This window comes from Ruegeria sp. G7 (assembly GCF_056535465.1).
This window is the reverse complement of sequence record NZ_JBQFIL010000002.1, coordinates 275272-292772: the sequence shown is the minus strand read 5'-3', so window position 1 is coordinate 292772 and position 17501 is coordinate 275272. Positions and strand designations below refer to the sequence as shown.

General features: G+C 57.4%; 14 protein-coding genes. 8 read left to right on the top strand and 6 right to left on the bottom strand.

The features are described 5' to 3' along the window. Window positions 1-6 precede the first annotated feature (6 nt). The 3 genes from ACR3EN_RS18105 to ACR3EN_RS18095 form a co-directional block, all read right to left on the bottom strand. Window positions 7-873 carry a carbohydrate ABC transporter permease gene (locus tag ACR3EN_RS18105; protein ID WP_480820546.1) on the bottom strand — a complete coding sequence of 289 codons (867 nt, stop codon included), beginning with the start codon at window positions 871-873 and terminating at the stop codon, window positions 7-9. 108 nt (window positions 874-981) lie between these two features. Next, on the bottom strand, window positions 982-2286 hold the full coding sequence (locus ACR3EN_RS18100; protein ID WP_480820548.1) for an ABC transporter substrate-binding protein: 1305 nt from the start codon (window positions 2284-2286) through the stop codon (window positions 982-984). Between the two features lie 95 nt (window positions 2287-2381). Continuing rightward, complete coding sequence (locus ACR3EN_RS18095) at window positions 2382-3407, bottom strand: LacI family DNA-binding transcriptional regulator (RefSeq protein ID WP_480820550.1); 1026 nt, start codon at window positions 3405-3407, stop codon at window positions 2382-2384. A 122-nt stretch (window positions 3408-3529) separates the two neighbouring features. On the opposite strand from ACR3EN_RS18095, the gene xylB reads away from it, so the two are divergent. Continuing rightward, window positions 3530-5002 (top strand): xylulokinase, encoded by a 1473-nt coding sequence (gene xylB / locus ACR3EN_RS18090; RefSeq protein ID WP_480870443.1) that lies wholly within the window; start codon window positions 3530-3532, stop codon window positions 5000-5002. Between the two features lie 138 nt (window positions 5003-5140). Here the strand turns inward: xylB and ACR3EN_RS18085 are convergent, their stop codons facing one another. Continuing rightward, window positions 5141-6400 carry a tetratricopeptide repeat protein gene (locus ACR3EN_RS18085; protein WP_480820554.1) on the bottom strand — a complete coding sequence of 420 codons (1260 nt, stop codon included), beginning with the start codon at window positions 6398-6400 and terminating at the stop codon, window positions 5141-5143. A gap of 254 nt (window positions 6401-6654) precedes the next feature. Between ACR3EN_RS18085 and ACR3EN_RS18080 the strand changes: the two genes are divergently transcribed. The 4 genes from ACR3EN_RS18080 to ACR3EN_RS18065 all read left to right on the top strand — a co-directional run bounded on the left by ACR3EN_RS18080 (window position 6655) and on the right by ACR3EN_RS18065 (window position 10720). Beyond that, window positions 6655-6882: a hypothetical protein gene (locus tag ACR3EN_RS18080; RefSeq protein WP_480820556.1), complete on the top strand. Its 228-nt coding sequence runs from the start codon at window positions 6655-6657 to the stop codon at window positions 6880-6882. A gap of 22 nt (window positions 6883-6904) precedes the next feature. Continuing rightward, the gene (locus ACR3EN_RS18075) at window positions 6905-8167 is read left to right on the top strand and encodes a DUF3179 domain-containing (seleno)protein (RefSeq protein ID WP_480820558.1); all 1263 of its coding nucleotides are present in this window, start codon (window positions 6905-6907) and stop codon (window positions 8165-8167) included. Between the two features lie 46 nt (window positions 8168-8213). After that, complete coding sequence (locus ACR3EN_RS18070) at window positions 8214-9839, top strand: sulfatase-like hydrolase/transferase (protein WP_480918471.1); 1626 nt, start codon at window positions 8214-8216, stop codon at window positions 9837-9839. Between the two features lie 62 nt (window positions 9840-9901). After that, window positions 9902-10720 carry a hypothetical protein gene (locus ACR3EN_RS18065; RefSeq protein ID WP_480870440.1) on the top strand — a complete coding sequence of 273 codons (819 nt, stop codon included), beginning with the start codon at window positions 9902-9904 and terminating at the stop codon, window positions 10718-10720. A gap of 148 nt (window positions 10721-10868) precedes the next feature. On the opposite strand, the gene ACR3EN_RS18060 is transcribed toward ACR3EN_RS18065, so the two are convergent. Continuing rightward, on the bottom strand, window positions 10869-12818 hold the full coding sequence (locus ACR3EN_RS18060) for a multiheme c-type cytochrome (protein ID WP_480820564.1): 1950 nt from the start codon (window positions 12816-12818) through the stop codon (window positions 10869-10871). 294 nt (window positions 12819-13112) lie between these two features. On the opposite strand from ACR3EN_RS18060, the gene ACR3EN_RS18055 reads away from it, so the two are divergent. From ACR3EN_RS18055 to ACR3EN_RS18045, 3 genes are read left to right on the top strand one after another with little or no spacing between them, the layout of a single operon-like run. Next, entirely contained in the window at window positions 13113-14612 is a 1500-nt protein-coding gene (locus ACR3EN_RS18055) for an FAD-binding domain-containing protein (protein WP_480870437.1), read from the top strand. A gap of 3 nt (window positions 14613-14615) precedes the next feature. Next, a complete protein-coding gene (locus tag ACR3EN_RS18050; protein WP_480857958.1) occupies window positions 14616-14753 on the top strand; it encodes a DUF2256 domain-containing protein in 138 nt (45 codons plus the stop codon). Further along, window positions 14693-15961 (top strand): FAD-binding domain-containing protein, encoded by a 1269-nt coding sequence (locus ACR3EN_RS18045; protein WP_480820568.1) that lies wholly within the window; start codon window positions 14693-14695, stop codon window positions 15959-15961. Before ACR3EN_RS18050 ends, ACR3EN_RS18045 begins: the two co-directional genes overlap by 61 nt. Here the strand turns inward: ACR3EN_RS18045 and ACR3EN_RS18040 are convergent. After that, complete coding sequence (locus tag ACR3EN_RS18040; RefSeq protein WP_480870434.1) at window positions 15958-17475, bottom strand: cryptochrome/photolyase family protein; 1518 nt, start codon at window positions 17473-17475, stop codon at window positions 15958-15960. The two genes, ACR3EN_RS18045 and ACR3EN_RS18040, sit on opposite strands and share 4 nt — an antisense overlap. Window positions 17476-17501: the final 26 nt, after the last annotated feature.

The window sequence follows — 17501 nt, the reverse complement described above, 5'->3', positions numbered from 1 at the left end:
ACCTCCTCACGCGTCCAAGTTCTTGCCGACGATGCGCATCAGGAAGATCGCAACGATATTGGCTAAGATGATTGCGTAGACACCTCCGGCTGATCCAAGGCCGACATTCTGGCTCTCCAGCACGCGCTGGAAGATCAGGTAGGTGAGTGTACGGGTGCCGAATGCGCCGCCGGTGGTCACGAAAATCTCGGCGAAGATCGACAAAAGGAAGATCGTCTGGATCAGGATCACGATGGTAATCGCGCGGCTCAGATGCGGCAGGACGATGTGGTAGAACCGTTTTAGTACGGGCGCGCCATCCATTTCGGCGGCTTCCAGCTGTTCGCTGTCCAGCGACTGGATCGCCGTCAGCAGGATCAGTGTCGCAAAGGGCAGCCACTGCCATGAGACGATCATGATGATCGAGGTCATCGACGCTTCGGACAGCCATGAGATCGGCTCGGCCCCGAAAAAGCGCCACAGATGGGCCAGCAGTCCGTTCACCGGATCCATGAACATGTTCTTCCAGACCAGCGCGGACACGGTGGGCATGACAAAGAAGGGCGCGATCACAAGGATACGGACGACGCCTTGCCCCCACATCGGCTGGTCCAGCAGCATGGCCAGTAGGATGCCAAGAACCACCGTAATGACCAGCACGCCGCCGACGATCAGCAGGGTGGCCTGTACTGCGGGCCAGAAGGTGCTGGAAGATACGAACCGGACGTAGTTCTCAAAGCCAACCCATCCCAGATCACCACCGCGCAGGGGCAGATATTTCTTGAAGGAAAAATACAGCGTCATCGTCAGCGGCACCAGCATCCAGCCAAGCAGCAGGACCACTGCAGGTGCCATCATCAGGCGCGCAACGGATCGGGAGTGTTGAGTTGCCATGACGCAAACCCTCTCTGTTCAGGCGTAATGCTAGCCTGCGAGAAAAACATGAGTTGTCAAAGTAAGATGCGGGGGACAGATCTCCTGTCCCCCACTAGGGAGGATGCCTTAGTACCCTGCGGCTTCCATCTCTTCGGCGGTAAAGGCCTGTGCTTTGGCAAGGGCTTCATCAACCGATTGCTGTCCGGCGTAAACCGCCGAGAACTCTTGGCTGACCTGTGTTGCGATGCCTGCAAACTCGGGGATCGCAACGAACTGGATGCCGGTATAGGGCGTCGGCTGCGCACAGCAGTTCTGTGGATCAGCCGCAAGTATCGATTCCAGCGTCATCGCTGCAAAGGGGACCTCTTGATAGTTTGGGTTCTCATACAATGAGGTCCGCGCGCCCGGAGGTACGTTTGCCCAACCCTCGTTTTCAGCAACCAGCTCGATGTATTCCTTCGAGGTCGCCCATTCGATGAACTGCTTGGCGGCATCCTCTTGCTGCGTGCCCGCCGGAATGGCCAAAGCCCACGCCCAAAGCCAGTTTGCGCGTTTGTCCACGCCTTCCGAGTTTGGGGCCAGGGCAAAGCCGACCTTATCCGCCACCGTCGAGTCATCAGGGTTCGTCACGAAGGATGCCGCAACCGTGGCGTCGATCCACATGCCGCACTTGCCCTGCTGGAACAGCGACAGGTTTTCGTTGAACCCATTGGTGGCGTAGCCGGCCGGGCCGGATTCATTCATCATGTCGACGAAGAAGGTCAGTGCCTCTTTCCATTCCGGCTGATCGAACTGGGGCTTCCAATCCTCATCGAACCAGCGCGCGCCGAAGGAGTTTGCAGTCACGGTGATAAAGGCACCGCCCTCACCCCAACCGGCCTTGCCGCGCAGGCAGATGCCGTTGATGTCGTTGTCACGGTCTGTCATTGCAGCGGCCGCCTCGCGGATGAACTGCCATGTCGGTGCCTTTGGCATCTCCATTCCGGCCTGTTCCATCAGGTCGGTGCGATACATGATCATCGAGCTTTCGCCGTAGAACGGCGCGGCATACAGCGTGCCGTCGTTGCTCAGACCGCCCGCCATGGCAGGCAGAAGATCACCTACGTCGTAGCCTTCGGACAGGCCGTCCAGCGGCACCAGCCAGCCATTGGCCCCCCAGATCGGGGTTTCGTACATGCCGATGGTCATGATGTCGAACTGACCGCCTTTGGTGGTGATGTCTGTGGTCACGCGCTGACGCAGCACGTTTTCCTCCAGTGTGACCCATTCGACGTCAATGCCAGTCGCCTCGGTGAATTTGTCGGTATAGCCCTGCATCCGGATCATGTCGCCGTTGTTCACCGTGGCGATCGTTATGGATTGCGCGTGGGCCGCCGCCGTCGCGACGAAAGTCAAAGCAGTCGCCGCACGAAGTGCGTGTTTCAGATACATCCCTGTCCTCCCTGAGCTTGGATGTCGTACAGGAAAGGTAGAGTGTAAGTTGTCGCGCAGTCAATAAAAACTTTACGCGCGTTAAAAAAATGAAGCTAAGCAGAGTCCCGCAAAACCAGCCGCGCCGGAAAAAGCGTCTCGTTTCGATCCTCGAATTTCCCACCATTTTCAATGAGTTCAAACAGCGTTTCGACACTGCGTCCGGCGACGTTGTCATAGTCATGCGCCGCTGTGGTAAGAGATGGGCAGGTGAATTTCGCAAAAGGATGATCGTCGTTTGAGGCGACCCGCAGCGTGCAATCATCTTTCCGACCGACCCGAATCCCCCTTTCGAAACAGGCGGCCAGAAAGCCGATGGCAAGCCGGTCGTTGCTGCATAGAACGGAATCTGTCTTTAGCCCGTCTTCTTCCAGTATTTTCAGGGCTCCACGGTGCCCGATTTCCTCAAAGGCCCAGCCTTTGCCGTCAACCCTGATAATATGTGGCTCAAACCCGAGGCGTTCCATCACCTCTATATAAGCCTTCCTGCGTTTATTGGCGTTCGGGTTTGCGGGAGTCCTCATCTCAAAGAACGAGGGGGGCTCGCCGGTCCGGGTCATGTATTCCACAGTCTGAGATACAAAGCTGAAATTGTCCGAGCCTATGAAGGCGGCTCCCAAACCCTCAAGGTTGCTGTCGAACAGGACGGTCGGCACATTGGCGCAGAACTTTTCGATCGCGGATCGGTCAGAGATGCGCCCCAATGGTGCCAGTAAAACACCTGCGGGCTTCATGGATTGCAGCCCGTCCAGAATGTCGTTCTCCAGTTTTTGTTCCCCATGAGAGCTGAACAATGAAGGGCGATAGCCCGCAGCGATACAGCTTTGTTCCAGATAGCGCGCGATTTCGGCAAAGAAGGGATCGGACAGATAAGGTAGGACAATACCGATATTCTTGGTCAGCTTCCGGTTCTGGTTCACGGCATAGATGTTTGGGCGGTAGTCAAACTGTGCCAACGCCTCTTCTATGCGCGCCCGTGTCGTTGGGCGAACGCTGTCAGGATCATGGAAATACTTCGATACCGTGGGTCGCGAGATGCCGCTGAGGGCGGCGAATTCTTCCATGTTCTTAATTTTGGTCATGCCAGTCTGCCTGCCGGATCGGTCCGCCTTGATCTTATCATAGCTTTACATATTCTTTCCGCGCGATAAAAAATTCAATAGCCCGATAAGTACCGGGTTTCTGCATCGGACAAGAGGTTTGAATGTATCTGGGCATCGATATCGGCACGTCTGCGGTCAAGGTTGTCTGCGCAGATACGGACCGAATTCTGGCAACCGCCTCGGTCGGGATAGAGACCTCCTCGCCACAACCGGGTTGGTCCGAACAACACCCGGACCTTTGGTGGCGAGCGACTTGCGATGCGTTAAGCCTGCTTGCCGGACAAATCACGCTGTCGGATGTCAAAGCCGTCGGATTGTCTGGTCAGATGCACGGGGCCGTTCTGCTCGATTGCGATCTGCGCCCGATCCGGGCGGCGATCCTGTGGAATGATAGCCGAGCGACACAAGAGTGCGATGAGCTGCGCGTGGCCGAACCTCGGATCGGCCAGATCGCGGGTGTTCTGCCTTTGCCAGGGTTCACTGCGCCCAAGGTCGCGTGGGTGAAGAAGCATGAACCGGCCAACTATGCGCGGCTTGCAAAGATCCTGCTGCCCAAGGACTACATCGGTTTGCGGCTGCATGGCGAACTGGCCACCGACACTTCGGACGCTGCGGGAACACTGTGGTTCGATCAGGCGGCGCGCGGCTGGCACGCCGGCATCGCCCGGGCCACGGATGTTGCGCCTGATTGGCTGCCCGAGGTTTTCGACGGTCACGAGGTTGTTGGGGCCGTGACCGCGCAGGCCGCGGTTGATACCGGCTTGAAGCAAGGCATTCCGGTTGTCGCCGGAGGCGGAGATGCAGCAACAGGAGCGGTATCTCTGGGGGCCACCGAACCGGGGCGCGGGTTTATCTCTTTAGGGACATCCGGCCAGTTGTTTGTGGCAGATCACAGCTTCAAACCCAATCCGGAACGCTACGTGCATGCGTTTGCGCACACTTTGCCTGATCGCTGGTACCAGATGGCGGCGATGCTGAACGGCGCACGGCCAATTGCCTGGATCGGCAATCAATTGGGACTATCGGCTGCCGAGGTTGTGGCCCTGGCAGAAACAGCCAGTGGCGATCGGGTGCCGGTATTTCTGCCATATCTGACGGGCGAGCGTAGCCCGCTTGGCGACCCGCATATCCGTGCGTGTTTCTTTGGACTGGAGGATGCGACAACGCGCGCAGATATCTGCCGTTCTGTGGTTGAGGCGATTGCATTTTGTTTTGCCGATGCTGCGCAAAGCTTTGGTGGCACCATCGACAATCTAACCGAGCTTGCCGCGATCGGAGGCGGTAGCCGGTCAGATTTTCTGCTGGGACTGATCGCAACCGTCACGGGAAAACCGATCTTGCGCTCTGATGGGGCGGATGCTGGTCCGGCCTATGGCGCAGCGCGGCTGGCAGCGTTTGGAGATGGTGCATTGAATCGGGAAGATCTGGGGGTCCAGCCGCCAACATCGGATCGGTTCGATCCGGCCGATATGAACAAGCTGTCGGAGCGCCTTGAGCAATTCCATGATCTTTATGCTGCCTTACGCACAGTCGGTCGAACCCGGCAGCGCGAGGATGAAGCCCGGTCCACTTAAGCCCTTCGCAAACCGCCCCTGGACCGCATCGACCATGAAGCCATCCGTTTATTGTACGTGCGCCGATGGCTCAGGGTGGGAAATCGGCGGCGATGACACGGACAGAAGACGCCGAAGAACGGTCTTTTGACCGGCTCCTTATTCAGTTGGCTGGGACTCAATGTCGTCCAGCGCGCTCAAGATCTCTTCGGCATGATCCCGATTGGCAAACAAAGTTCGAAACAGAGCAGCCAGAGGGTATCCCGGCCACGCCTCGTCCAACAGCAATGCGGTGGCACTTGCCTGCTCGGTTTCGCCGAGTTGTTGATAGCTGGCGGCAAGGTAGCCGATCGAGATGGCGCTTACCGGGTCTCCTAGCCGTATCGCTTCGTTGAACTGGTCGATGGACCCCTGAAAGTCCCCAAGATGATAACTGGCTGAGGCCAAAACGCTTCTGTAGGGAAAGCGCAGGTTCGAAGTGTCGTTCTGCTCTGCACGTCTGGCGGATGCGATCGCGCGGTCGAAGGCCCCACCAAACAACGCAAACAATGCGTCGAAATTGGTCACATGGATATCGTCGGGGGAAAGGTTGATGGCGCGTGAGGATTGAGCAAGCGCCGCGTCAAAGTCACGTTTGGCAAAGGACACCAATGCAAGCGCCGAGTGGCTCCACCCTTGATCGGGGGCCAGCTCTACCGCCTCTTCGGCGCGCTGTTCTGCCAGGTCCAGAAGCGCGCGTTTTTCGTCGCCGGGCGGTGTAGTGATCGCCAGAATGCTTGTTGCTTGCGCGGACCCTGCGTAGCCACCGAAATAGGTCTCGTCCAGCGCGATGGCGCGTTCGAACATCTCGCGCACCGCTTTTATGCGTTCTCGGTCCAACACCGGAAACATCAGTGGCCGCGCTTCTTCGGCCAAGTTCAGTGCTTGCAGTTTTGTTGGGTTCGTCGAAAACAGCGCCTCACGGACCGCTTGTTGTTGGTTGGTTACAGGCGACGCGGCCTTTTCTTCAGATGTTCTGGACATCCCGAAATGATAAAGGGCGCCCGCGCCGACCATCAGCACTGCCAGGATAGCCATGACCAACAGCCAGCTTCCTCGTGCCGGCGGCACCGGTTCTTTCTGCGGATGCGGTTTCAGCATCTCAAAGCGGGGCACGTATCCACCGGGATCGACATGGATGCGCAGACACTCGTCTTTACCTGAGTTCGAGTAATAGCTGGCCAGACGCCGCCGCATACGACCTGCGTCGACACGTACGACGGCCATTGGGTCACCGCTTGCGTCTAGCGAGATCCGGTAGACGTCTTCGGCGATTGATTTGGCTCGTATGTCGTCGGATTGCCCGGCCAGCAGTTTCTCGACGACATAGCGCAGAAATGACTGTAACCGCTCGGCGCCGTCGAATTCAGGACTGTCCAATATCGCGTCCAAAGCCTGCCGAATCTCAGCATCCGAGGGGGTATCGGAGCGCCTGTCAAATCCTGGTTCAGAGTGCTCTGGCGTCAATTGCATGGCTTTATCGCTGTGTAAGCCTCTGGAAAATAACGTGTTACGTCGTAACATACGTTAAGATACCTGAATATGTAAGTGAATTTCGACGACAGTAGTGGGAAAGGGGGAAAGGATACATCTCATCGTAGGGCACAACCGGGATCAAGAGATTGAGGAGCGTAATGGAGGCACTTTCGATGTTGTTTGCAGAGCAGGCAAATGAGATCGGACGCCTGCGCAGTTCGGACACCGTGTTTGCCCAAATCTGTACGGACTACGAAAGTTTGGCTGCTCTGTTGCCATGCGATGCGGATGATCCTGCTTACCCTGATTTGATCGATAGCCTTCGGGGGCTTGAGGGCGAAATCCGACATTACCTGGCTTCGGTGTCGGGCCCCCCGCAAGGCTGAACATGACGGAAAGGTGGTCCAGATGCTTGCGAGTATTCTGTTTTACGTTGGGCTCATCGTGTCTTTGACCATTGGTTCCATGTATTTTCGCGACCTCGGTGACGTCAGTCAGATGGTGCTTAAGGTAAAGCGGAACAACATGATCCGCTTTATCCGCAATGAAAACCGCTATCTCGCTATCGGCATCGCCGGTCTGGTCCTGATGCTGACCGGACATCTGATGGGCGGGGGGCCACGATGGCTGTTCTTTCTGGGCGCGCCCGCTATCACCTTCGTGATCATATTCCTCTTCGTGTTCCCCTGGGTCTGGGTGCATGTGGGTCTGCGCAATCAGCAGAACAGTGCACGTTACTATCCCATTTCCGAAGCCCGGCAGTTCATCAACCCATCGGCAAGTGTTCTGGTGATCGAAAACAACGGTCATGCGCGGGCGCATGCGGACGCTCAGTTGATGCGACCACATCTGGCCGGGGATGCTGATGGGCTCGGCGGCGATGACATCGTGATGACCTATTGCGCCATGGCCAATCTGGGTCTGGCGTACAAGCCGGTCATTGATGGCAAGCGACTGGATCTCGAAGTGATGGCCCAGCATGGGAACAATCTGATCCTGCGCGATAATGTCAGCGGTGAACCGATACAGCAGATTTATGGCCATTTCGACAGCGATGCGTCCAAGCAATCTGCGATGACGCCCTGGCCGACCTATCGGATGAGCTTTCGCGGGTTTCAGAAGGCTTTCCCGGATGGCGAAGTGTTTCTGAACAAACCGTCGTCGAACCCACTTCTCAGATTGTTCGACACGTTTACCGAGACGGTGTTCTCGTCGGGTATCGCCAAGCAGCATCAAGAATCCGCACCGGTCATGGACAACATGAGCCACAGCGATGATCGCCTTCCGAACAAGACCTATGTCTGGGGCATAACGGTTGGCGAAGATGCGGTCTGTTGGACCGATGATTTCATCGCCGCGCATCAGGGGTTGATCAATGCAAGGGTGGGCGGGCGAGATGTCGTTGTGTCGTACGATCCCGCCTATGAGAGCGTCGGCGCATGGTACAATGACAGTGGAGCCCCGATCACCAGCATTGACTTTTTCGGGCAAGCAAATTGCGGCAGGCTGAGCCGCGTTGAAACTCTGCGATCAGGCATGTTCTGGCATGTCTGGGTCGAGTTCTTTCCCAATACAGACATCAATCGCGTTGGCGCGCTGCAGGACAACGCAGGCGATTCAGTGATTTCCCCCAAACCCGTAACCGGCCAAGCACCGGATCAGAGTGAGTGAGATTGATATGAAAAAACTGTCTGGCTTCTTAGCGCCCCTTTGTCTTGTGGCAAGCACCGCAGTTGCGCAAAACGCACCCATCATCCACGATGCCGAATACTACATCCTCGAAGCTCAGAACGCTGAGCAATGGGCCGAAGACAATGCTGAGGTCGATCAGTTGCTTGAGGCGTTTCGACGCTCGAATGAGGGCAGGCCTCCGAATATCCTCAATATTCTGATCGACGATATCGGGTTTGGCGATCTTGGTATTCCCGAGCTGAACGCCGTGCGCGGCTATTCAACTCCTCATATCAACGCCTTTTCTGATGAAGCGATGCGCATGGTTCGCATGTATACCGAACCTTCATGCACGCCGACACGGGTTGCAATGATGACCGGGCGATTGCCGGTTCGGATGGGAATGGGTGATACAACCGTCGATATCGCCGGGTTTGGACTGCCAGCCGATGAGGTAACGCTGGCCGAGGTGCTATCTGACGCGGGTTATGCGACGGTCCATGTCGGAAAGTGGCACATGGGAGATATCCCCGAGGCCTGGCCGCACAATCAGGGGTTCGACTGGGCGGGCTTTCCAGTCCATCAGCAGGGACAGCTGACGATTTACAATGATGACGCGATCAAGGAACAGGTCTCGGTCGGTATCGCGGATTTTGATGATCGTTTCATTCTGGACGATTTCTTTCGCCCCGATCCGGCCGCCATGGTCACCGGGCTTGAGGCCGAGCGGGGCGGTGCCGCGCGCGAAGTCGAAATGGCCGCGGGTGAACGCTGGACAGCCGAAAAGTATGACGACATGAACAAGCGTTATCAGGATCAGACGCTTGAAAAGCTGCGTGAACTTGCAGGCGGCGACAAGCCCTTTTTCTTGCAATACTGGCCTTTGATCCCGCTGGACAACACGCGCGCGGGCCGTGGTGGGCCACAATCACCAAATGGCGGGCTTTATGTCGACAAAATGCAGCAGCTCGACAGTTGGCTGGGTGATATCTTCAACGAAATGGACGCGCTTGGCCTGACGGAAAACACCATCGTGGTCGTCATGGGCGACAATGGGCACTTCACCAAATACTCACCGCAATCCGGTTTTACACCGATGGTGTTTGCAGGCGGAAAGGGTGATGTATCAGAAGGCGGCATCCGGGTCGACAGTTTCATCCGCTGGCCGGGAATGATCGAGGCTGATGGGATTGTCGGTGACATTGTCCATGTCTCGGACCTTTACACGACACTTGCACGATTTGCCGGCGCAGAGGCCGGTATCCCCAGGGATCGGCTGGTAGACGGTGTGGACCAGTCGGCGCTGTTGTTGTTGGGCGAGACAAAGGGCAGACGGGATCACTTGATTGTCTATTCCGTCCACACGCCTCGGGCGATCATCAAAGATCAGCTCAAGCTGCGCATTCCGGGGTCCGGTGAAAGCGCTATCCTTGCAGATTTCTTTGACGTCTACCGCGACACGCACGAGAAATACCCTGTCTCGACCGAGGTCGGCGCGTGGGGTGGTCAAGAATTCGTGCGCATTCTGAGACGCCACCTGCAACGCAAGGAGAAGTATCCCGATACCGAACCCGCGCGCGGGGTGCCTTACGAGGGCATCGAAAACCTGCGTCCGGAAACGCAGGCTGCAGTTGAGGCTTTCCTTCTCAAACAATCCTCGGTCAGCAAGTGAGCGAATGGTGGTAAGGCACCGCGCTGCGGCTCGTGTGCATTTTGTTCTAAGGAGATTGAACGATGGCAATCAGATCAGCTGTCTGGACGATAACTCTCGCGGCGTGTTCCTGTTCGCTCGTCGGCTGGGCAAATGCGCAGTCGTTGCCGGCACCGGGACAGGACGAAGAAGGCTGGCGTCACGCGCTTGGCTTTTACCTGTTCACACCGCTTAGGACCACGGGAACCTCTACGGTAGCAGGGGTTTCCGCCGATCTTGATCTGGATCTCGGCGATGTACTGGACGTTCTCGATTTCACCGCCGCCGGTCGCTATGAAGGGTGGAATGGTGATTGGGGGATCATTGTCGACGCCAATTATGTGGGTATCGGCGAAGATGTGACATTGCCGGGTCCACGCAGCACCGAAGTTGACATAGATGTGCGCCAGAAATGGTTCGCCATCATGGGTGCCTATCGTGTCGCGGACGGTGTATACGGTGCGGGCAACCAGCGCTATACCGTCGATCTGCAAGGCGGTGCTCGGTATAACTCGATCCGGCAAGAAATTAAGTTCGAAACGCCCGGCCCGACAAATCCACCCACTCTGGGCGGCGACGAAAGCTGGGTCGAGCCGGTTATCGGTGTCCGTGGGATGTGGCGGGTCAACGAACGATGGACAACCATCGCCTCGTTGGACTTGGGCGGTTTTGGGGCCGGGGGGAACGACCTGCAAGTTGGCGCGAATATCGGTTTTGACTATCAGCCCTGGGACAGAACGGCGATTACGTTCGGCTATCGTTTCTTCAGTGTCGACTACAGCGACACACTCGACTCGGGTGAGTTTGCCTATGATGTCACTCAGCATGGGCCATATTTCGGGCTAAAAGTGTTCTTCGACTAAGCATACACACATGCGCAGCCCCCTGCACCCGCACCTGCCTGAGGTGCTTGCACCTCGCGGGGCTCTGCGCTCAACGCCGAAATATCAGGCACCCTCACCGCTCGTTTTACAAGCGGTGATGGACGCCCAAAGCCAATTTATCCTGCCTCTAATCGTTTGGCTCAGCAGGTGGCGGTAACAGGTCCAGCTGGCTACCGGTCAACTGGGAAATGATGCTTTGCAATGCAAAATCTTCGGGATTGGCGCGCGTGGCATCCGCGATGAGCGATTGCATCTTTGTATTCTGGCCAGACACGGCCGCGATGCGAATCCGCATGATCCATGCATCGACCAGCTTGGGGTCCAGTTCAACTGCGCGGGCAAAAGCGCGATCTGCTGCAGTCAAATTGCGGGTCGTCAATGCGAAGCCGCCAAGTTGCAGATGCGTTTCCGGAAAGTCCAGTCGGGCCGCCATTGCGCCCTGCCACTCATCCATGGCGCCCCGGAAGGCCGCTGCGGCTGTCTCAGGCAGCTGCGCGATCGGTGCATTGAACAGAACCCGTGCGACGGCGATCCGGACATTGCGCTTTGGGTCATCCAGCATCGGCAGCAATTTTTGCACGCGCTCTGGCCCCGGCAGGCCACGCAGGGCTTCGACCGTTGCGGACCGGATGCTGGGGTCGGCTGCGCCAACAAGATCGGCGATCCGGTTGATCTGGGCCGGATCATCCGTCTGGCCAATCAGCCAGATGGCTGTCGCCCGGATCAAGGCGGGGCTGGTCGGGCTGCGTGCCAGCGCCACCAGATCGTCCGAGGCCAGAGCGGTGTTGATCTGTGCCCGCGCCAGAACCTGCCCGAAATGCGGTCCGCGATTGGCGCTGTCGGGAAACCAGCCGCGCAGTTGAGCCGCCGCCCAATCCGGCGTTTGATCGGTGTGGCAACTTGTGCAGGCATCTGGGGCACCGGTCTCAAGGTTCAAATCAGGGCGAGGGATGCGAAAGGCATGGTCTGCGCGCCAGTCGTTGCCCATATAGACCTGCTCGGTCATATGGCAGGATTTGCACTGGGCCCCGGCGCTGCCATCGGGGTGATGATGATGGGCCGGGCTGTCAAACTCGGCCAATGGCAGGCTGGGAAAGCGTGGGTTGCCTGCGGGATTGTGGCATTGGGTACAGACCGCGTTGCCTTCGGCAATCACCTGCGCAGTATGCGCATCATGGCAGTCGGAACAGGTGACGCCTTTGTTATACATTTTCGACTGCAGGAAAGAGCCGTAGACATAGACCTCATCCCTGATCTGGCCGTCAGGATGATATAGGCCGGGACGCAGCAGCGACAGGTTGTAGGCGTCATGGTATGAGGCGCCCGGCATCGGGCTGCCGTCAAAGAAGGCTTCGCGCCTGGAATGGCAACCTGCACACTGCTGGATCAATCCTTCGCGTTGGGACAGATCGGCCAAAAACCCATAGTTGGACGGTGGCTGCTTGTCGCTCGCCGCCCAATCAAGGTGGGCGCTGCCCGGGCCGTGGCAGGCCTCACAACCGACTCCGATTTCGGACTGGGTTGTCTGGTAAGTCTCTGAGACTGGATCATACCCCGCATCATATCCGGTTGCGTGGCACACTCCGCAGCGTGCGTTCCAGTTTTTATACGGTCCCGTCCAATGCAGCCCGTCCTCGGGGGGGACGTTCTGGCTGGGGTAAAGATGAAACCACTCTGCTTTCTCGGTGTCCCAGACGACGTCGAAACTCTGCAACCGGCCCGGCTCGGTTTCGAGCAGATATTGTTGCAAGGGTTCGATGCCGACAACCGAATGTACCGGGTAATCCGTCGTTTCGCCGTTTCTTTCGGTGACGGTGACATGATGGCGCCCGTCATCCTCGATGCGAAAGCGCGCGGTCATGTCGTCCAGCGTGAATGAGGTGCCATTGAAATCAGCGCGGATGTTGTCAGGAGTGGCCTCGGTCCAGGCCTTCGCGTGGTGCGATCCCTCCCACGCTTCTGCCTCGGCGCGGTGACAATCGGTGCAGGTATCCGATCCAACGTAAGCCGCGTTCTGAGCCGATACGTGGCTTGCGATACTCAGAAGCGCAAACAGGGTTGGGGCGAGCAGTTGCATCGGTATCCTTTTAACGGTTCAGGCAGAGCTGACAGGATTCGGCGCAAATAAGTGAGACGCCTTCATGCGCAGGGTGCCTCTGCGGCGAACGCCGCGCAAGGCCTTGTTGTGTGGTTCTGTCCCTATCGTAAGAACTGTTGAGTTTTTGCTGATTGCAGGGGCGGTACATACCGGGTGGCGCAGACGGCGATCCGCATCAGGAAAACAAATCAAACATGCGCCCGCCCGACTGGATAGAGGTGCGCATGGGTCTAGCTTGCATTCAGGTAAGTACGTCGCCACCCGGGTTAAGAAATGCAAGTCGTCTGGTTCAAGCGGGATCTCAGAGTTCATGACAACGCAGCACTCGCGCGGGCTGCTGAACGCGGAGATGTGTTGCCACTCTATGTGGTTGAGCCTGAGCTTTGGCAGCAACCCGATATGTCCGCAAGGCACTGGGAATTCGTTTCTGAAACACTGGCCGAGTTGCAAGGCGATTTGGCCGCGCGGGGGCAACCTTTGGTGATCCGGATGGGTTCGGTTGTCGAGATACTGACAGAATTGCGCCAGCAGCGGCGGCTATCAGCACTTTGGTCGCACGAAGAAACCGGAAACGGCTGGACCTACCAGCGTGATCTTGTGGTGGCGGCATGGTGCAAAGCAAACGGAGTATTCTGGCATGAGGTGCAGAACCATGGGGTGTTGCGGCGTATGCCATCTCGCGATGGTTGGGCCAGACGCTGGGATAGGTTCATGGATCAAGCGCAATCTTTGCCACCTGTTCTGAATGCAACCGACATTGGCTTGGGTCGCCTGCCCGCAGCCGCAGATCTTGATCTGAAACCGGATTCTTGTCCCGCGCGACAAACCGGGGGCCGCCGGGCCGGTCTTCGAATTCTGGATAGTTTTCTGCACACGCGCGGAGAAAACTATCAGCGTGCAATGTCGTCGCCGAGCGAAGGCGCGCATGCGTGTTCGCGCCTCTCTCCTTATCTGGCGTGGGGGGCGCTGTCGGTGCGCGAGGTGGCGCAAGCCACCCAGCAGCGCAGACAGGGGTTGGGGCCACAGGCGAAGACATGGCGCAAATCGTTGCGCGCGTTTTCAGGTCGGTTGCATTGGCACTGCCACTTTATTCAGAAGCTGGAAGATGGTCCCCGGATTGAGTTCGAAAACCTGCATCACATGTACGATGAACTTCGCCCGGCTTTGCCCGACGCAAGCCTGTTGGCCGCGTGGGCCAGCGGCCAAACAGGGTACCCGTTTGTGGATGCGTGCATGCGGTCTTTACGCGCCACGGGCTGGTTGAATTTTCGGATGCGGGCGATGCTGATGGCAACAGCCAGTTATCATCTGTGGCTGCATTGGCGCGCGCCCGGGTTAGAGCTGGCCCGATTATTCACAGATTATGAGCCGGGAATTCACTGGAATCAGGTCCAGATGCAATCGGGCACAACCGGGATCAATGCGGTGCGGATTTATAACCCGGTAAAGCAGGGCTGGGATCAGGACCCGACGGGCGTGTTTACGCGCCAATGGGTGCCAGAATTAGCGGAGATACCCGATATTTATCTACACGAGCCATGGTCGGCCCCGGACGCCGCGGCGATTGTCGGCAAAAGGTATCCAGAGCGTGTCTTTGATCATCTTGCTGCTGCAAGTCTGGCGCGCGATCGCATCTGGGCCGTCAGACGCAGCCCTGCGTTCCAGGCAGAGGCCGCTGCAATCCAAACCAAACACGGCAGCCGCAAGCGAAGCACTCCGAGGCGACGCCGTTCAACGGAAACGACCCAACTCAACCTGCCGTTGGGGGATTGATGTATGAGAATGCGAAAGAAATCCGATTTGCCCCATAAAACCTGCGCAAGCTGCGGGCGCCCTTTCGTCTGGCGTCGGAAATGGGCCAGAACCTGGGATCAGGTAAGATATTGCTCTGTCAGATGCAGGCGCAACAGATGACCCGTCTGGATCAGGCTGAAATGAGCCAGAAGCCAGATCAATTCCGGTGGCATCCAACACGGCGTGCAGGGTTGGCGCGTCTGCAGGCTTTCTTGCCGCATGCCGGGGACGAATACGCAGCGCAGCGAAACTATGATTTTGGTCCGGACAACCGAAGCAATGTTTCTGGATTGTCACCTTGGCTTCGATGCCGACTTCTGAGCGAGCTTGAGGTTCTGGGGGCGGTTTTATCACGTCACGGATATGCCCAAGCCCAGAAATTTCTTCATGAGGTCTTCTGGCGCTCGTATTTCAAAGGTTGGTTGGAGCAACGGCCCAGCGTCTGGTGGTCTTACCAACGAGATCTGGAACGCGCGTCACGGTCGCCGGGTGCGGATTACCAGGCTGCCGTTGAGGGGCGTACGGGTATCGATTGCTTCGATTTCTGGGTGCGAGAGCTGCAGCAAACCGGATATCTGCACAACCATGCCCGCATGTGGTTTGCATCGATCTGGATATTCACTTTGCGCCTGCCTTGGCAGCTTGGGGCCGATCTTTTCCTACGCCACCTTCTGGATGGTGATCCGGCATCCAACACGCTGAGTTGGCGGTGGGTGGCGGGGTTGCATACCAAAGGTAAGGTCTATCTTGCGCAACCTGACAATATCGCCAGATACACCGAGGGCAGGTTCGCGCCTCGTGGTCTTGCATCTGCTGCAGAGGCGCTGAGAGAAGACGAAGATCACCCACTTCGCGCTCTTCCAGCTGCCTCTGCCCCCGAAAAGGGCCCTCATCTGCTGGTTCTGACCAGCGAAGACCTCGGCAGCGGGCAATTGATGCCAGAGGATGCTGATGGCGTTTTGGGGCTTGTCACGCCGGAAAACCCGACCAACGGCAGCGGTATGGCGCTACAATTCAGAAGAGACGCAGTGTCCAGCGCGCTGGCGCCGCTCGGCTTGTCCGCTGTGGTTGCAGACGACTGGGTGCCGCCTTTGCTTGATGCCGCGAAACGTTTGGGTGTTCGACGCATTGTGACCGCTTACGCCCCGATTGGGGTGGTTCGTATGCGGCTGGACCGTGCCGCGCCTGCTCTTGCAGGGCAGGGGATCGAGTTGGTTCGTATGCGGGACGCCTACGATGATCGCGTTTGGCCACACGCGACTGCAGGGTACTTCCGATTGAAAAAGCAGATTCCGCAGATATTGAACGATCTGGGCTTCCAACTCTAGAGATCATCCAAAATCTGCTTTGCGGTTTCCAGATAGCTCTGCTGTTTGTCGGCGCTCATGCGGTCCCAGGTTCTGTAAACGTGACCCAGCCTTGGGTTGCCGCGCAGCTTCTTCTCGTTGCGCACCAGAAAATCCCAATACAGCGGGTTAAACGGACAAGCCCTTTGGCCTGATTTCTGTTTCACGTCGTATGCGCAAGATGCGCAATGATCTGACATCTTGTTGATATAGTTCCCGCTAGCCGCATAAGGTTTTGACCCCAAAAGCCCGCCATCGGCGAATTGGCTCATCCCGATTACGTTCGGTGCCTCAACCCATTCATATACATCGGCGTAGACAGCGAGGTACCATTCGTGCACCTCCGCAGGGTCAACCCCTGCGAGCAGGGCGAAATTGCCGGTGACCATCAATCGTTGAATATGATGGGCATAAGCCTCATCACGCGTCTGGCTGATGGCTGACTTCATGCACGCCATGTCGGTTTCTGCCGTCCAGTAGAAGTGGGGCAGCCCGCGGGAGGCGTCGAGATAGTTTTCCTTGGTGTAGGAAGGCATGCGCAGCCAATAGATACCGCGCACAAACTCGCGCCAGCCGATGATTTGACGGATATAGCCCTCTGCTGCGTTCAGAGGGGCGTGCCCGTCGTAATACGCCCTCTCGACGCGACGACAGATTTCAAGCGGCGAGAGCAGTCCGGCGTTCAGGTATTGTGCAAGGACCGAATGATACAAGAAGGGCTCGTCGGTCAGCATTGCATCCTGATAGTCGCCAAAACGAGGTAACGCAGTGTCTATGAACTGTTCCAATGCCGCGAGGGCACCGCTTCGGGTCACCGCAAACCAAAACGGGCGAAGCACGCCAAAATGATCGTCGAACTCGCGTTCGACAAGGTCAAGGACCTCGCTTGTGATCTCGTCAGGCTTGGTCTGCAAAGGCTGTGGCATGAACAACGTGCGTTTGGCTGGTTTGCGGTTTTCGGTGTCATAGTTCCAGCGGCCACCTTCCGGTTCACCATCCGACATCAACAAACCTGTTTTGCGGCGCATCTCGCGATAGAAATATTCCATACGCAGTTGCTTGCGACCGTCGGCCCAGTCCCGAAATTCAGCATGCGTCGCGACGAACCTGTCGTCGGGCAAAGTCTCGATCCGGGGGGATTTGGCAAAGGCGCTGGCAAGCCGGTGCTCACCCGGCTCCGTCACGATGGCCGTTTGAAGCCCCAATTCGTCCAAAGCGCGCTCAATTTCGCCGGTTAGGCTTCCGGTGTTTTGCGCATCATCCAGCCTTACATACCTGACCGACCAGCCCAATTCGCTAAGCTCCTGCGCGAAATGACGCATCGCAGACAGGACAAAGGCAATCTTCTTCTTATGGTGCTTCACATATCGCGTTTCGCTTTGGACTTCGGCCAGCAACACGACATCGCGCCCGGCGATGCCTTGCCGCAACGCGTTGATATCGGGCGAAAGTTGGTCGCCCAGCACAACAAGTAATTTGGGATCGGTCGAGCTCATGAGGTGCGATCTAGGATGCGAACTGC